Here is a 17763-nt window from a genome sequence, read left to right on the forward strand (position 1 = left end):
AATATGTTCATTTTTTCTGCTGCTTATCGTATTGATCGCTTTTGCAATCCAAAAAACAAAGCAAACCCCATTAAGCGTAGAACCTATGATTAAGGATTCGTTACATTGCCCCAACCAGGTATTTTTACGTGTATTCAAATATAAAATTTAACATAAGTTTGCAGCTGTTTTATCCGGCCCCTTCTGTTCCCTACCCGTTCCCGATCCTAATAATTGATTCGTCTTTTTATACCATGAATTAGTGAAAGCAATACTATATCAGTTTAGCCTGTCTCTTATGCTGTTTCTCCTGTTTCCCACAGTAGGAGCCAATGGGCAACAAGAATCGGCTGATGAACAGGTTGCAGAAAGCTATTTAAATACACGCACATCAGCCTTGGACAAATACCTGAAACGTTCCCAACGGATACAGCAAAAACTGCTGCACCGCCTGAAAAAGCAGGAAGCGCGTATGATGAAACAACTAGCTGCGAAAGATTCTACACGATACAAACAATACCTCGATATGCCGCTTACCTATGATCCTATTGCCAGCTTATCGAAAGATACGGCAGTACTGAATCAAAGAATAGGAAGGCGGAATGCTACTATCGATAGTTTGAAGGGCATTCAGCAATTTATACAAAAGCAAAGTGGTAAACTGAATTCGGTAGCCGGCCTTGCCGGCAAAGAGTTGCCGGGTAGCGACTATACCTCAAAGATTTCGGAGCTTCAATCCAAACTGAATGCAGAACAACAGGTCAAAGACCTCATCAAACAACGCAGCAATGCCCTGGAACAATTGGCTGGTGGTAAAAATATTGCAGGCCTGAAAAACATACAAAAGAACGTTTACTATGCCCAGGAAAAAATGAAAGCCTGGCGCGAACTGGCGGACGATCCGGATGAAGCGGAAGAAAAAGCAATGGAATATTTGCAAGGGATAGAAGGCTTTGACAATTATCTCAACACCAATAAAAATGCCTTTGGCGGACTCGGCAATAATGCTACAGCCGCAGATCTGCAAAGCATGGGTTACCAGACCAAAAGCCAGATGGGTAAAATGTTGCAGGACAAGTTTGGCAACAACCTGCGGGCCGTACAACAAAGTATGGGCGAGCAGGTACAGCAGTTCAGTGAAAAACTGAATGGCATAACCGATAAAGTAAAAGAAGCAAAGAATGCTGCAAACGAAGCCAAACAAACCCTTGTGGAAGCGAAAGCAGCGAAAGACAAATTAAAACATATTGAGAAACCCGCATTCACAAAAAACCCGGAACGTGGAAAACCTTTCTGGCAAAGACTGGAAACGCAGTATAACTTCCAGACCATGAGGGCTATGCCCGATGGCCTGCGCCCGGCCATGCTCGAATTGGGGGCAGCTGTAGCTTTTAAACATACACCAAAACTCAGCTATGGTATAGGCTTAGCGGCCAGTATAGGCCTGGGGCAGAACTGGCAAAATATTAAGCTGACCTATGAGGGCATCAGTATACGGGCCTATGCAGACTGGACTGTCCTTTATGGCTTCAGTGTGCAGGCGGGTTATGAACAAATATTCCGTCCCCTAAACCGTCCTTACCTGGAAGAACAAGCAGACCCTAATAATCCACAGCCACAACAAAGCGATAATGCCTTGAAAGCCGCTTTCGGCGGCGGGCAGCAGTCAGCTTATGTGGGTATTATGAAACGCTACCGTTTGAGTAGCAAGTGGAGCGGCACTTTTCTTATTGGCTATAATGGCCTGTGGCAGCAAAATAATTTGAGAACACCCTTTTTGATCCGGTTTGGATGGAATAAATAAGAATTAATAATAGAGTCGGCCAGATGTTGGCGTAGACAAAATTGACCTTTGTAATATCTTAAACAATTTGTGAAATAATCACTTCCTACTATCTATGAAACACTTTATTCGATTATTGGGTGCTGCTGTTATACTAAGCGGTCCAACCGGAAACGCGCAACCAGGCGCTCCTACAGCGGATGCCAAGTTTGTCCCATCCATTACAGGAAAGAACAGTAGCATTGGCAATATTTATAGCCCCAACCTGTTTGATGGTAGCGCCAATATAAATATTCCTATTTACCAGTTCAGCAACAACCATGGTAGTTTTGGGGTTTCATTTAGTTATAATACTAAGGGAGTGAAGGTCGATGAAATTGCCGGAAAAGCAGGCCTACACTGGACTATTAACGCTGGAGGTGGAATTAGTAGAGTAATGCGCGACTTGCCCGATGAATTAAATCAAGTGCACCAGTTACCTGCTTCACCAAATGGGACGATCATGACTTCGGTGGGCAGATGGGGGCTGTATAATATGACTTCTATTCCCGGCAATATACAAGCCGACGGGGAGAATGACGATTTTATCGTGTCTGTAGGTGGTCTAAATTTCACATTTAAAATTGGTAAGGACGGTTATGTCTTTACACATCCCAACAGACGTGTAAAGATAGAAAAATTATTGACAGGAGAATTGAATTTCAAGATTACCGATGAATCTGGTAATCAGTATTTTTTTCGCCCTGGCGATTTTAATCAGGGGCGCGTTCAGAATAATGCAGCTACCAATAATACACTACTTAGTTACAGCTATGTTTCACGGTGGGTAATAGAAAAAATCATTTTTGCTGAGGGCAATCAGATTACCTATGAATATGATGAGACATTAACTCCGAAAACCACGCTTTACCGAAAGTCTCAATGGCAAGAGCGCCTAACAGACGGTGCAATTATTTATATCCCTAGTTCTTGGGTAAAAGCAGACCAGGTTACAGGTGATCTTGTGCAGCTGAAAGCTATACGTTATCCAAATGGAGTTACCGCATCATTCGTATATGACACCGCTTCTCCTGGAATCGGCCAGCCAGTTTGTGCGACTGCATTAAAAGAGGTTGTCATAAGCTCGGGTTCGGAGAATTGTACTCGTTTCTCCCTTTCCAAGGCATACCATGTTGCCAGTCACGATCCAAATCCCGCTGTTATTGTGCCCTATACCCCGACTTGCGATTTTAACAATGATACCAAACTACGAATGATTCTAACAGGTATTGAAATCAAAAGTTGTGATGGCACCGTTACAGAGCCATATTATTCTTTCGAATATTCCTCAAATAAACTCCCCTCCCGAATGAGCGGAGGCATGGACCGCTTTGGTTATAATAATGGTGCAGCGCAAGGTATTGAGGATGGTTATTCAGTACCTCAACATACCTTTGCTGGCGCTAGCTTTGGTGTTAATAGAGAGGTGACAGCCGACGTCAATACAATGGCTGCGGCTAATCTCGTTAAGGTAAAAAATGCATTAGGAGGAAGCGTAAGCTTTGCTTATGAATTACATTCAGGCCTGCAGAATACCAGGTCTGTTTCCCCAGAAGATCCAGCTTTCTTTCTTGGTGTAAACGATAATGATGGCCTTCGAATAAGGTCGATAACCGAAACCGACAAATTCCACCCTGGCAACTCCAGGATACAGAATTTCATCTATAGCGGTGGACAGCGATTTCTAACCGGTGGGTATTTTCATTACTTAAGCGATGTTGGTGGTTCCTCCAGTACTGGTAATCTTGATAAAACAGCTTACACGGTTGGGGGTTATAGTATAAGTCCTCGCCAACTAATCAATGGCTCAAATCACGGATACTCCGAGGTGAAGGTAGAGAGTCGGGATCAATCAGGAAATTTAATAGGACGTACGGAGTACGTGTTTACAAATATAATTACCGGTACTGACACTTGTTATTTGAAAAGCGGGTCAAGAGATTATCTTCAGGAGCCTTTTACAGACAAGCAATACATCAAAGACTGGCTTGTCGGCCTACCCTTAAAAACAACACAGTACGACCAGTTCAACCATATGGTTACCCGCACTACCAATACATATTCTGGTACTGTTGATATGAGCTCTTCAGCTCTATTACAACCGAACGTAAAGACGATGCGCGCCCGCACAGGTCAAAGCATAAATCCCTTTTTGGATGTTATTGTTGCTACGGATACCTTCTTGCCATATACAGGAAAGGTATTCCTCCAAGAAACCCTAACAGAAAAATTTCCCGATGGAAGTCCAGTAATTTCAGATAAGGTGTCATTTGGTTATGATAGTAGAGACAGGCAAAAATGGATCAAAACCAGAAATAGTAAAGGAGAATATATCCTTACCGAATATGTTTACAACTACGATGTTGTAGAAGGAAGTGGATCTGGTCCATTGTATGACATGAAAAATAATGGAATTGAAAAGGTAATAAGTACAGAAAGGTGGAGCTTAGGAACATCAGGCCTTAATAGGCCAGAATACAAACGTCTTTTAGATGCCTCAATTAATGGCTTAGAATATTCTAATGGTACATTGCGTTCAAAAAAACTTTATACCTTAAATAATGGAGCACCAATAGATTATTCTACCTATACAGGTATTCTGGCTACATCACCTCCCTCATATCGTTATAATAAAATACTTTCTGCTTATAGCGGTACAGAAGTACCCTCCTTCAAAAAGACGACTGAAGTAATGCTGTTTGATGAAAAAGGCAATCCCTTAGAAGCTAAATTGCGTGACCTGAATAGCTATAAAGCAATGCTTTGGGATACAGTTACCGGCGATAAGCTGGCTGATGTCAGTAATGCACGTTACAACGAGATTGCCTATACTAGTTTTGAGATACTTTCGACCGGTGCAACTTATCCTGCCGGTACTTTTATCACTGATGGTCGATTTACTTATCAGAACAGCGGTTTGGCTGCCGGTGCAATTAGCGGGCGTTTTTCTTATAGCCTCACCCCAACAGGAGTAAATATTTCAGTATCTGGTCTTACTCCTAACAAACCGTATATCGTCAGTTTTTGGTCTAAAAACGGAATACCCAATTTTTCCGGTGCTGGTGCGACCGTAACCTTGGCGGCCCTCTATGCAACTAGCGGATGGACATTCTACCAGGGTAAATTTATACCTACTAATAATGGAACAATGAGTTTTTCCTCGAACAGCCAGATTTTTATGGATGAGATCAGGCTCTTCCCAGCAGATGCTATGATGCAATCCTGGACCTATAAACCCTTATGTGGGGCGACTTCTACAACAGATGCAGCCGGAAGGATAATATATCTGGAGTATGATAAACTCGGCCGTCCTGTCCTTAGTAGGAATCAGGAAGGGCATATACTTTCCAAAACTGAATTCTTCAGCAACTAAACTCTTAATTCCGAAAACAAAAATATTATGCACTCAAAATATGTAAGCCTGTTGCTTTTTGTTGTGGTGTTAGCATCAAACGTAGGAGCGCAGAATGTGCCACAGCTTAGTCAAACACTTCCTCAAGGAAATGTTACGACGATTCAAGTACCCCAAGCGCCAACTACGACACTTGGAGTAAATTACATAAAAAGCAGTTCTCCGATGGTTCCAATTTCGGACCCATCTACAATGAATTCCATTGGTTCGCAAAACCTTAAACAGAACTACACTTATGTAGATGGCTTTAACCGGGTCATTCAGTCTGTTCAAAGTAATGTATCGCTGGAGAACAATATCTATAAGCATCAGGTCCAGATAGCTGATACCAGGTTTCAGAATGATCAATATAGCTTCCTGCCTTATGCCAGTGAGTACTTTGGACTACAACCGAATGCTTTTGAGGCACAAAAGAGCTATTATAACGGGATCTATCCGGACGAAGGGTATACTTCTTATTCAAAATCCGCAGTTATATCTGATGCGTCAGGAACGCGCAACATAAATTACGGCCCAGGTAAAAGCCAGGTAGGCCAAAACAGAGGTGCAATAACAACGGGAATAAGTAACATTACTGGAGAAGTAAGGATGTGGGGTATTGACGCCTCTGGCAATCCTGTAACTACTGGAACTTATGCAGCCGGAGAACTGTTCGGGCAAATAATATCTGCTCCGAATACAAACGCAACGAACAGCTTTGGTGCGCTTTCCTCAAAGGCATTTAAAGATAAAGATGGAAGGATAGTGCTTAAAATGGTTGCAGACTCTAGCTATGTGATAGGTGGCGGTGTCCCGCAGAATATCACAACTTACCTAAGCACCTATTATGTCTACGATGAATTGGGTCAACTACGGTATACTCTACCACCTCGAGCCGTACAACTGATCCAACAAAATAGTTGGGTAGTGAACTCCACTGTATTGAATAACCTATGTTTCCAGCACCAATACGATAACACTGGTCGCTTAAAGGCCATTCAATTTCCTGGTGAAAGCGGGTTTACACATTATGTATATGACAACAAAGATAGGGTTGTCATGCTGCAGACACCAAAAGACGAACAGGCCCATCGATATCAGCTAACCTATTATGACAAGCTAGATAGGGTTGTAGCTACGGCACTGTATAATATCGGCGCTACGCCGGAACAGTGGCAGAGCTCCTTCGATATGCCTTTGAGTACCGTGTTTCCGGCCAACGATATCCGCTATTATATGGGTTTTACCACAGAAGGAGTAATACCGGGCGACAATGCTATTGTCGGGCATCAGCTTCTGAGTTACCACTTTTATGATGATTACGAGGATACCGACCCGAACAATACAAACTATACAACCTATAATAATCAACTGCAGTTTACTGAACTTGAAAACACGCCGGCAGCCGAGTTACCCGTACGAAGTTTGCGGACTCATGGGCTACTGACAGGCAGCAAGAGCAAAATTTTTCGGTCCCCGGGTGCTGTTCAAATATCTACTGGTGATTGGACCTGGAATCATAATTATTATGATGATAAAGGCAGGTTGATTCGAAGTTTAGAACTTGACTTTTCTGATCAGGGCGGGCAGATTCATTACTACTATTCAGGTACCCAGTATGATTTTTTGAATCGCCCCCTGATCAGTAAAAGTATTTTTCAAAACTTATATGCTTCCAGCTCGATCTATACTGAGTTCACTAAAAATGAATACCAGGTTGGAACCGGAGCATTGCTACAGACCAGTCACAAAATAAATAATAGCCCATGGTCAATAAGTGTTAAGTATCTCTATGATGCCTTAGGAAGGGTTAAGCGCAAAACCCTTGGTAGCTACGGGGAGGTTCAGGACATGTCCTATAATATCCGTGGGCAGTTAACGGGCATTAATGCAGTGTATGCAGAAACTGGCTATAAAGGCTACGAAGCCAGAACATTTGGTGAGTCAATCAAATATGATTACGGGTTTAGCCAACCTCAATACAATGGTAAGATCGCGGGCACCATATGGCGAGGAAGCGGCAATAGCCATGCCTATGGCTACGATTACGATATGGCTGGTCGATTAAAAAGTGCCGAATATCGCACCAATGGCGCAACAGGCTGGAACAAAATTGATCTGGATTATACCGTTAGCAACATTCATTATGATAAAAACGGGAACCTGCTTTCCATGGATCAGCGCGGCGTGTCGCCGACTGCAGGAGTACAGACCATCGATAATTTGCGCTACAGTTACGAAGAAAATGAACTGAGTAATCGCTTAACCAAAGTTGTTGATGCTGCAATTGACTATCAACTCGGTGACTTTGTAAATACCAATGGCGTTGCTAAAGACTATGAATATGATCTTCATGGCAACCTGACGAGGGACGAGAATAAAGGAATTAGCAGTATTACCTATACGCATTTTGACAAGCCACAGGTGATTTCTTTTGCAAATGGTAAAAGTATAGAATACAGTTATGACGTATCCGGCAAAAAGGTTCAAGAATTAGTATTGGAGCCAGGGAAGCCAAATAAGCAAATCGACTATGTAGGTACCTATATTTATGAAAATAACGTCCTGCAATATATTCTAAATGCTAATGGTCGTACAGTGCGCGACGTCGTAACCGATGCATTTAAGGAAGAATATTTTGTGAAAGACCACTTGGGTAATGTCAGATCTACAATAGATATAACCCAGAAACCCCTTTTACAGTATCTGGCAACCTATGAGCTAGCGAGCGCTAATTTAGAAGGTTTATTATTTGAGCAGCTCAACGAAATTAGGGATGACAAACCTGCAAGTACTGACCCGGCAGACCTGAAAGCGGGCAGATTGAACGGAGAAGATCAGCGGATAGGTACTTCCTTGTTGATGCACGTAATGGCAGGAGACCAGGTGGAAATGAACGTAAACTCGTTTTACGACAGTTATGACCACGAGGATGATAATCCAGTGGTTAGTGATCAGATGTTGGTGAGTATCGTTGGTACCTTAACAGGTGGCGTTGGCGGTTTTGAGGGTAGTGAAGGTCACAATCCCGATATGGTACAACAGTTGTTCACGCCCGAGAATTATTTAGATCAATATGACAATATCATCAATAGCGTTACAGACCCTATCCGACCAAAAGCTTATTTGAATTATGTACTCTTCGATGAAAATATGCAGATTGACCGAAGCTTTAGCAATGCCTTTCAGGTTAATAGTAACGGGAGTTGGGAACAAATAGGAACAAGTAGTGCTTTAACGATACCTGCAAACGGTTATCTAGCAGTTTACCTGAGTAATCAGAGTCGTGGCATAAGCTGCTATGACTGCGCCAACGTGAACTTTGACCAATTGGTAATAAAACTCCAGAAGGGGCGGCAACTGGAAGAAATGCATTATTATCCTTTCGGTTTGCCAATGGCAGGGCTAAGTAGCGCTGCAGATAATAATACAAAACCTCAACGGCACAAATATCAAAGCAACGAGTATATCAAGGATATAGGCCTGAACTGGATGGATTTCCATGCAAGGCAGTATGATCCCCAAATAGGCAGGTTCCTTAGTGTAGATCCATTGGGATCTATGGGCGGGCAGGATATATATTCTCCTTATGTTGCGATGGGAAATGCGCCAGAATGTATGATGGACCCTAACGGGGAGATGTTTAATCCATCCTTAGCTTCCTTCGCCTATGCGGGGCAAAGCTTGGAAAACTCGGCAGATCTCTACTCAAGTGCTTCAGGGCCAAGTAATTTCAAAAAACACGGCGATTATTTTAGTGTCGGACTTGGTGGAGGTAGTGGCTCAAGTATTAGTAGTGACGGGGCAAGCGGAGAAACAGAAGGTCTTACCTCTCAACAGATGGCAGATATAGCAGCGGAGCAAGCTGGAAAGACTGCTTACTTTGAAAATAGAGTTTTTCTCGGTTGGGGAGTCATGCTTCCTGAAATTGAAGTTGTGGACCATAAACCCAATTTCTGGAAATGGGGAGAAGACGTATACTCAACTTTAGGGTCTAGATCACCATTAGGAGATGGATTCTATGACTTCGCCTATAATAAAGCCATGTACAATGCTTCATTTCGAGCAGCTGAATTGGGATATATGCCGCCAATGGGCACCGTTCATGATGCTCTAGAGACAGGCGGTATGCTTCCTGTTATTGGAGAAGGCTTTGACATAGTCAATGGCATTTACTATTCGTTGGAAGGTGACCATAGCAACGCGGCATGGGCCTACGCATCCGCAATACCATTAGCTGGAAACTACATTACCGGTGCCAAATGGGGAACGAGGATCATAAAAGCAGTACAAAAACATCATGTCGTTCCGCAAGCTGTGTATAAAACTTATAAAGCAGAGTTAAAAGCAATGGGATGGATTCAAAATAATGCTGCGAATTTGAAGAATCTACCAGCGCCTTTTCATGGATGGCATCCATCGTATAATAATAGAGTAAAACAAGGAATTGAAGAATTAAAAAGTATGGGTAACTTTAACCTTGAATCCATGAAAGATTTACAACGTACACTAAGAAATGAAATCAATGGAATTCTTCAAAATCCGAACGTTGAAAGAATGAATCATTATTATAAATCACTTGGCTATTAAATATGAAATATTATCGCTTAAACCTTTCGTCGGAGCCAAAAATTATTGGCGTAAAAAACGGAATTTACCAGGTAGAAATTGACAAAAAAAAATATTCTAGTCCTAAAGACTATGATCGTTTGTTAAATTTCTTTTCGAGTCAAGGCTGGTTTGAAAAGGATCAAACGCCTGATTTTGATGTGCAAATACACGCAAACATGTTAAAGTCGGCAATTATGACTGATTTTTTGCAGTTTTCTCCAGCATTAATGGCTTGCGATTTCATGGTAAATAACAAGGTTCTTGATGTTTTTAAAGATTTTAACATCCAGAAGCATACGCTCTTCCCTGTTACCATTTATCAAGGGAGTAGGGTAATTGATGACAATTACTCTTTATTTTTTATGCCCCATCTCGAATACGATGTTATTGATTTTCCGAAATCCACCTTCTTTTCGGGAAATAGGATTTTGGGGAAACAGCATCATCAGTTTGAGGATCTTACTCAATTCCGAACTGCTTTAAAAGAAATCAGTCCATTGATTGGCGTCGAAGTACTTCACTTAAATGAAAAATTCGACAAAAAATTGGATCTGTTTCGAGGAAGGCTTGGCAGAATGAACATTTCTGAACACCTGAAAGATGCAATTGTTTCGGCTAACCTAACGGGCATAAAACTTACCGAAACCGAAGAACCCAAAATAGTAGTGCCGTAAACGCGAGATTAGAGAAATCTTATCAAAAAAAATCAATCAGTGTAGGTTATAATTTAAGTTGAGAGTTGAATTTTTAAATAAATTGAAGCTTAGTGCAGTACTATTTAAGAAAGGCTTATTTAGTACTGTACTTCTCAATTGTTGGCTTAAAATATATTGGCAAACTAAAACATGAATATTTTTCCTTTATTGAGACAGAGAAGGCTGAGAACTAATCTCAATGTAGTGTTTATGCCAGACGAAATTTCTATTCTTGAGCTTAAAATAAATATCGGGATACTTCCTGATTGGCAAGTTGCGGGAAAAGATGTGTTTGAGTTTCTAAAGAAACACTACGAATTCAACCTCTTTGATGATATATCTCCTCGTGATATCGCAAAGTTTAGAAAGTCGCTTTTTCCTCCTGTATTCCTACTTCAAAAATCTGCGGTTCAGTCAAATGGCGCTCACCCTTATATTGCCGGTTATATCTTTCCTCGTAATATCTTAGAAGGCGGGGCCAACCTTCATCAGGTAAGCCTCAATAAATATGAGCAAATGTGGGCATTTAATATAGTCAATAAAACGAGTGGAAGATACCAAGACGTTAACTCATTAATTATTGGTCATTCAGTAGCGACGTTATCTAATCCTATTAGTTTTAGCAGTGGATTTACCAACACCGATGGGATTACGCCAAACGAGAGGTTAAGAATTCTTATGGTCGATATTGGACAATTCGTTTTAACCATGTATATACTTGACAATAGTATAAACAAAATTACCACAGATGAGCTACAATCATTTTTACAGACAATTCAAATAGATGTTTAAATCTATGCTACTTAGGGCTAGGATAATTATAAAAAAAGGAGATATTTTTTCCGCTAAAATAGACGATAGGAGCAAAAAATATTTTCAATACGTCTCAGATGATGAAACACAACTTGACAGTAATGTTATCAGAGTGTATAAAAAGGTGTATAAGGTTGATGAAAATCCAAGCTTACCTGATATTGTTAAGGATGAAATAGATTTCTATGTCCATTGTCTTATAAAACTCGGACTTCAGCTTGAATTCTGGACCAAAGTGGGAGCTATAAAGGACATTGGAATTGTAGACGTGATTTTTAGGCATACGGAAGACTATGGGCGTGCCGTAAATCAAGCACCTGTTAGAATTTCAAACAAATGGTATGTGTGGAGGATTAATGATCCTGAGATTACACGAGTCGGTAAGTTGATTGGTGAAAACCGAAATGCCGAAATTGGCCTTGTAATAAATCCTAAAAGCATTGTTCACAGAATGAAAACAGGCCAATACGATTTTGAATTCTATCCAGAATTTGAATGGTTATTGTTGGGAAGGCCATATAATTCAGATACTTGAGAATTAGATACCGAACTATTAGATCATATTGACTTCGATTCAGAAACCGAAAGATTTTATTGTTCTTGTGATAGTTCAGAAACTCAGCAAAAGTTCATTACACTGCTATCACCCATTTTCTCTGAATTTGATATATTGCAATCGTGGGTATCTATTGCAGAAAGAGACAGAATAGATGATTAAATATTGGATTCAGGCACTAATCGATTGGTGCCTGAATCAATCTTACCGCCATATTAAATAATAGTTTAAAATCGCAGAGGTTGTACCCAATCTTTCCGTATAAAATAATCAAATATGACCTTATTTAAAAGAATATTTGGGGGCAAACCTCAATCTCACGAGGCAATCATTTTTACGTCAATACCTCAAAGTTGGAGTGTTTTGAGAAGCGAAAATAATGGCATGCCGATGATAGTTAGAAAAAATTTAGGATGTGAAAAAATTGCAGGACACAGTGAGTACACTACTAGTTGTGGGATCGCATTTAAAATTTTATTGCCCTCTGCAGAGGGACTTCCCAATTTCGATTTGGAGCCTTCTTTAAATGAGATGGAAGACGATATCTTCGATATTCTTGAATCTGATTTGAACTCTATAGTTCCAATAGTAATAACTACCTCCAGGTTCAGAGAATTCGTTATTTACACGAAAGACTTAAATGAGTTTCAAAAACGACTTGAAAGTTTAAGATCGAAATACAGCCAATACGAGTTAACAAGCTTTAGTAAACCCGATCCCAATTGGAGGACGTACAAATCCTTCAATTAATAACGCTTGAAGAGCCGATTTGTTTTCAATTTTACACTCTGTATTCTTGTTCAAATTTGGTTGTAATACCTCATAGCCAACCATTAAGTCAAATATAAAGCCTACAAATCGTAGATCTAACTGAGCATGCTCATCATGCTGGTCGTCTCACAATGATGCTAGTGATATAAGTAATTAGCCACTTCTTTATGAAGCGGTATTCATACCGACATCGGTTTATACCAAAATTGAAGTTGATATCCATAAGCCTAATTTCAGGAAGTAGGGTGAATACGTAAACTCACAATTAGGGGCGAGAATGCCACTTTTAAGGTAGAATATACAACTAAAACGAAATGACACATAAGCTTATAACTTCAAGAGAGGGACTTGAGTACTTAGAACGAAGCAAAAAACCACTTCAAGATTTTAGTCGCAGGCTTCAAATCCCAAGCGGATATGGTACAATTTATGAGCTGCCAAATGAGCAAATCTTATTATTTAACCCGAGTAGTGGTAGCGAGTATCCTGGTTTCATATTTTACGGATACAGTCCGTTTAAGGAATGTTGTGATGCTGATTTCTTCCCAATTCCAGAAAAGGATATGACTTGGTTGGAAGCGCATGCCCGTCAAATGTTGAGCTATCTTAAAAATGATTCCTTTTATTTAAATCCACTTTCTGAAAAGTTAGGTATTTCGATACCGATTAAAACTGAAAATGAATGTGAAGCAGCTTATGATAAGCTTGTAAAATATAGCAGTAGCCCAAAAAAATCAGGACCAGATAAGATAGAGATTGCACATTGTTATTCACTTGCTGTTACCAAATTCCTTATTGAAGAGAAAAATTTTAAGTGGGAGTTAAGAAGGATGTATCAGGTGTATAATCCATACTACTATCCAGTCGTTTCAAATGAAGAGAAAAAAAATGTAGATGTTGTTTCTAAATTGTCAATCGCAGTTGGAAAACGTAACAAAATTCCCTTTCGAGATTTTTATTGGTACATTACAGGATTATCTATAAATACAAAAATCGAATAATAAATGTTTCGCATAATATCAATGATTTTAGCCCTCACCCTCCTTTCATTTCCTATCTATGCCGAATCATGGTATAGACTTGTACTATATGATGAAATTTCAATAGAGGTGCCGAAGAATTCTGATCATAAAGTCATTGACTTGAAGAATGAAGCTTATTTGAGTACTGTAGATGGCTGTAGTTTTATGATAGGTATTGTCAAGGGAGCTTTTGATAATCGAGGTAATTATTTAAGCTGGTCAGAAGAAGAGCGGGTTAATAATACTCTTAGCCTTTTTGAAGGAATTCTTCAAGGCAAGCTAACAAGAGGGAATCAACAACTTATCTCAAAAAAGGCATTTCAAACGGGAAAATACATAGGCATGGATATAGTGTATAGAACTAAAGCCTCATCTGATCCTGACAGCCGGAAACGATTTGTTACATTTATTGCTATAGAGAACACCCTTTATATGTTTGAATGTTGGTATATGGATGGCAAGGATCATACAAAAGAAAAAGAAAAGTTCTTCGGCTCCATGAGAACCAAATATAGGCATTAATTATTTAGGTAATTTGTCTTAACTCAATGGTACCGGCCTATGAGGCTGGTACCATTGAGTTAATTTTTTCTTACTGACATAGAAATACCAAAGTATGGATCTCGCCTTTATACTGCGAGGGGAAATTCTGATAGTGTGAAACCCGAATCCGGTAATAGTGGTTACCGTGGTGCTTATTATTTTTTTCGAATGTCCATGCACAATATCAAAATTATAACAAAATGGCTTATAAACTTATAACTTCAAAGGAAGGGCTTAAATACCTAGAGAATAATAAAAAACATCTTCAAGATTTTAGCAGAAAACTCCATATCCCGAGTGGATATAGCACAATCTACGAAATGAATAATGGTGAAATTTTATTGTTTAATCCAAGTAGTGGTGATGAATACCCTGGTTTTATATTTGATGGATATCAATCCTTCAAGAAATGTTACGACGCTGATTTTTTTCCGATTCCTGAAAAGAATATGACTTGTTGAAGGCACGTGCCAATCAAATGCGCAACTTTCTTAACGATGACTCTTTTTATTTAAATCCGCTGTCTGAAAAATTAGGAATAACTGAATTAGTGAAGGATGTAACGGAATGTGAAATTGCCTATAGTAAGCTTATAAAATATATAAGTTGCATGAAAAATGATTATTCGGATAAGACAGAACTTGTACATTGTTATGCATTAACAGTAGATAAATTTTTGATTGAACAAAAGGGATTTCAGTGGACCTTAAAGAAAAAATATGAACCTTACAATCCATACTATTATCCTGAGATTTCAAATGACAAAGTACAGGACATTGATGTTATCTCTAACTTGTTCATGGCAGTTGGCAATAAACGAAAAGCATCATTTCGGGAATTTTACTGGCACATTACCGGAATACCTGTAGACGAAAACATTGACTAACGAAATGCGAAACAAACTATTATTACTTTTATTGCTATAATGACTTCATTGGCAAAGGGGAAAGTTGCCCGTGGCAATCAACATCTAATCTCCCAAATGGTATTCAAATCTTGGAGAAATGTCGGGATGGCCATTGTGTACGAATCAAATGAATCGGACGGAACAACAACTAGGAAAAAATTCTCAACGCTGCTTTTAGTTGGATACAGAAGAAATCTATTCTTTACTCAATTCGGACGAGAATTGGGATCTCGCGGAAGTTGAGAATAAAGTTGTATTTTTTCTGTGGTTAGCAAAATTAAATATAGTCCTTGATTATCTGGAACGGAGACTTTCCTTCTTTATCAAAGAGCTCTTTGCCACAGTCCTGGCATACATCCTCGGTGATGATCTCTCCACGTTTGACCTGCCAGACATTCATACTTCCACAGCTACAGTTCACCGTGTAAAGTACTTCGCCACTTAAACTGCCAAAAACAACAAATTTCCCATCCAGATCCGTTTGTTTTTTCAACTCTTTGGTGTCACTTTGTTTCATCAAACCTATATAGTAGCTGTCATTTCCCCGGTCCAGTAGAACCACAGTTAATCCGGTCGTCTTTTGTTGTGCCTGAAATTTTTTCAACAGGAAAGGTACACTGTCTCCGGTCTGGATATTTCTTCTATCGATCTCGTCTTTTAATTTAGCATAGGGAGTTTCAAGATCAAGAGTAGCCCCAGGCGAGAGGACCGCTGCCCTACCCTGAAGGAACCTGCCGATCTGTTGCTCATCCTCTTCGCCCTTCCAGTCCACAAGAAGCAATATCTGGTGCTTTAATAAATAGTCCAATAACTCCTGGTCATTGGTAAATGGACAAAGGGTGAAAGCCTCCTGCTCGCCGGCCCCCATAAGTAATTGACTGAATCTGGTGTTCATATTTTTAGTAGGGTTTGCTTAAGTGTTATACATTTCTTAGTTGAATACCTGTTCTTCAAGCTCAAGGTGTGATCAGGGAAAAGTAAACAATACAATTGCAGTAAAAAAGAGCGGTTTCATCTTTTTTGTCTCGGATAAAATCCACTTTACACTTCCGTCTTGCGAAACTTATCCAGGTCCAACATAATATCAATAGCCATCAGTTTTATGAATGATCATATTGTGGTCGAAGGCCGTTCTTTTTCCATTGATATCTGCGCTATCAATTCTACATCCGTTTATAATAGCGCCACCCATATTATAATTGGCAGAAGCCGTCATAACAAAATTGCTCAAGATATACCTTTTCTTACCGACCCTTATCTCCAGGACATCATCGGTCCGGAAAGTTTGACGATAAGAATAACTGGAAGATAGGGAACCGTCATATAATTTCATAGTATCCAATTGCTGATTATTACTGTCCAACAATTTACCACCCGAATTCTTATGGATTGTGAAACAGCCCAATGAGAACTCCCTTTCTGTATACCCGTTAAAAATAAGCCGTAGTCCATGAATCATTTTACTTTGCCTGCATTCGGCCTGTGCCTTCATCAGTTTCTCTTCTCGATTATTCCAGCCCCATCGAAACCAATACAGCATTGACACTGGGATTAGTATGAAAAGTACCAGCAAGAATATTGATCTTTGCTTCCAGTTTTTAAGCTTAAAGCATATCCAGATTATAATACCAATAAATAATAAGCCTGGGAGAATAAAATTGAACATAAACTTTGAGTTTATTTACCTGATAATTTCTAATGGTGCTCCCGGTTTTGGACGGAAGAGATAGAATGCATAGTAAACATAATCCTCCTTGGTTTCTGCGGTGATTGCCGGGAAATCTCGGTCTTCACCGTTCTGTTGTAATAGCGCAACTACCTTGCTCCCGGCGAAATATCGAAGCCCGGCCTTATCGGCTATCTTTATGCTTACCATGTTATCAGCTTCCTCTTTGAGCTTTTCCCAGCCGTTATCATAGCTTTTCGCTTCACCTGACTTAAAGAAAAATGCCTGTGCTACTTCCTTTTCCCGATTATATATCGATGAAGCAATCTTTCCTATATCCTTGTGTTTACTGGCATTTACAAACCGGGTATATACCTCTAATACTTCCTTGGTTAACGTGGTCTTGTTTTCCTTGCCAAGGTCAACCCCAGCTTTCCAGCCGGCAAGCACATAGGGGACCTGGGCCTCAAAGGAGACCTTATATTCAACAAATGGTTTCCCTACCACAACAGGCACTTTTAAGGTTGCTACCTGGGTGAAACTGTCCCAGTCCGTTTTACCGTATTCGCCATGGACAACCCGGCCATTGAAAACAGCATCGCTACTAAGGCCTTGTTCTAACTTTCCATCCTCAATAGCCTTTGGATACACCTTCACTTTTACCTCCTGAGGGCCGCTTTCCAGGATATATTGCGGGATGTCCACTTGCAGTTCGCCGGCACTATTTCCGGTAGTAAATGAAAAATTCGCCAGCATATCGTTTACATAAATTTCGTAGGTGCAGTGTACCCTTGTAAACCGTATCTGGTAGGTAGGATTGTAATCGAATGTTTTAATTTCTTTTGATATAGCGTTATACTGCTCTTTGGTGACAGGTTTTAATTGGTCGTTATTCTCCTGTTGTCCACAGGCTGTATTTAAAATAGCAGCTAGGAAAAAAGTGGGGATTGTATATTTTTTGTTCATCGTTTATTTTTTTGTTCGAAA

General features: G+C 40.0%; 13 protein-coding genes. 11 read left to right on the top strand and 2 right to left on the bottom strand.

The features are described from left to right. The first annotated feature begins 376 nt into the window (after nt 1–376). The 11 genes from AB6805_RS13705 (at nt 377) to AB6805_RS13755 (ending at nt 15089) form a co-directional block, all read left to right on the top strand. Nucleotides 377–1783 (top strand): hypothetical protein, encoded by a 1407-nt coding sequence (locus tag AB6805_RS13705; RefSeq protein ID WP_370909987.1) that lies wholly within the window; start codon nt 377–379, stop codon nt 1781–1783. Nucleotides 1784–1877: 94 nt separating this feature from the next. Continuing rightward, nucleotides 1878–5174, top strand: a complete 3297-nt coding sequence (locus AB6805_RS13710) for a hypothetical protein (RefSeq protein ID WP_370909988.1) — start codon at nt 1878–1880, stop codon at nt 5172–5174. A 27-nt stretch (nt 5175–5201) separates the two neighbouring features. Next, on the top strand, nt 5202–9782 hold the full coding sequence (locus AB6805_RS13715; protein ID WP_370909989.1) for an RHS repeat-associated core domain-containing protein: 4581 nt from the start codon (nt 5202–5204) through the stop codon (nt 9780–9782). A gap of 2 nt (nt 9783–9784) precedes the next feature. Beyond that, nucleotides 9785–10477, top strand: a complete 693-nt coding sequence (locus tag AB6805_RS13720; protein ID WP_370909990.1) for a hypothetical protein — start codon at nt 9785–9787, stop codon at nt 10475–10477. A gap of 231 nt (nt 10478–10708) precedes the next feature. After that, complete coding sequence (locus AB6805_RS13725) at nt 10709–11290, top strand: hypothetical protein (RefSeq protein WP_370909991.1); 582 nt, start codon at nt 10709–10711, stop codon at nt 11288–11290. After that, nucleotides 11283–11846: a hypothetical protein gene (locus AB6805_RS13730; RefSeq protein WP_370909992.1), complete on the top strand. Its 564-nt coding sequence runs from the start codon at nt 11283–11285 to the stop codon at nt 11844–11846. Before AB6805_RS13725 ends, AB6805_RS13730 begins: the two co-directional genes overlap by 8 nt. A 297-nt stretch (nt 11847–12143) precedes the next feature. Next, complete coding sequence (locus tag AB6805_RS13735) at nt 12144–12617, top strand: DUF695 domain-containing protein (RefSeq protein ID WP_370909993.1); 474 nt, start codon at nt 12144–12146, stop codon at nt 12615–12617. A gap of 335 nt (nt 12618–12952) precedes the next feature. Beyond that, entirely contained in the window at nt 12953–13639 is a 687-nt protein-coding gene (locus AB6805_RS13740; RefSeq protein ID WP_370909994.1) for a hypothetical protein, read from the top strand. A gap of 3 nt (nt 13640–13642) precedes the next feature. After that, nucleotides 13643–14182 carry a hypothetical protein gene (locus AB6805_RS13745; protein ID WP_370909995.1) on the top strand — a complete coding sequence of 180 codons (540 nt, stop codon included), beginning with the start codon at nt 13643–13645 and terminating at the stop codon, nt 14180–14182. A gap of 221 nt (nt 14183–14403) precedes the next feature. Continuing rightward, on the top strand, nt 14404–14664 hold the full coding sequence (locus AB6805_RS13750; RefSeq protein ID WP_370909996.1) for a hypothetical protein: 261 nt from the start codon (nt 14404–14406) through the stop codon (nt 14662–14664). Beyond that, the gene (locus tag AB6805_RS13755; RefSeq protein ID WP_370909997.1) at nt 14658–15089 is read left to right on the top strand and encodes a hypothetical protein; all 432 of its coding nucleotides are present in this window, start codon (nt 14658–14660) and stop codon (nt 15087–15089) included. Before AB6805_RS13750 ends, AB6805_RS13755 begins: the two co-directional genes overlap by 7 nt. A gap of 298 nt (nt 15090–15387) precedes the next feature. Here the strand turns inward: AB6805_RS13755 and AB6805_RS13760 are convergent, their stop codons facing one another. Together AB6805_RS13760 and AB6805_RS13765 are read right to left on the bottom strand one after the other, a co-directional pair. Further along, entirely contained in the window at nt 15388–16005 is a 618-nt protein-coding gene (locus AB6805_RS13760) for a hypothetical protein (RefSeq protein ID WP_370909998.1), read from the bottom strand. Nucleotides 16006–16791: 786 nt separating this feature from the next. Then, nucleotides 16792–17742 (bottom strand): hypothetical protein, encoded by a 951-nt coding sequence (locus tag AB6805_RS13765; protein ID WP_370909999.1) that lies wholly within the window; start codon nt 17740–17742, stop codon nt 16792–16794. Nucleotides 17743–17763 lie beyond the last annotated feature (21 nt).

The organism is Chitinophaga sp. RCC_12 (assembly GCF_041360695.1).
Taxonomy (GTDB): Bacteria; Bacteroidota; Bacteroidia; order Chitinophagales; family Chitinophagaceae; genus Chitinophaga.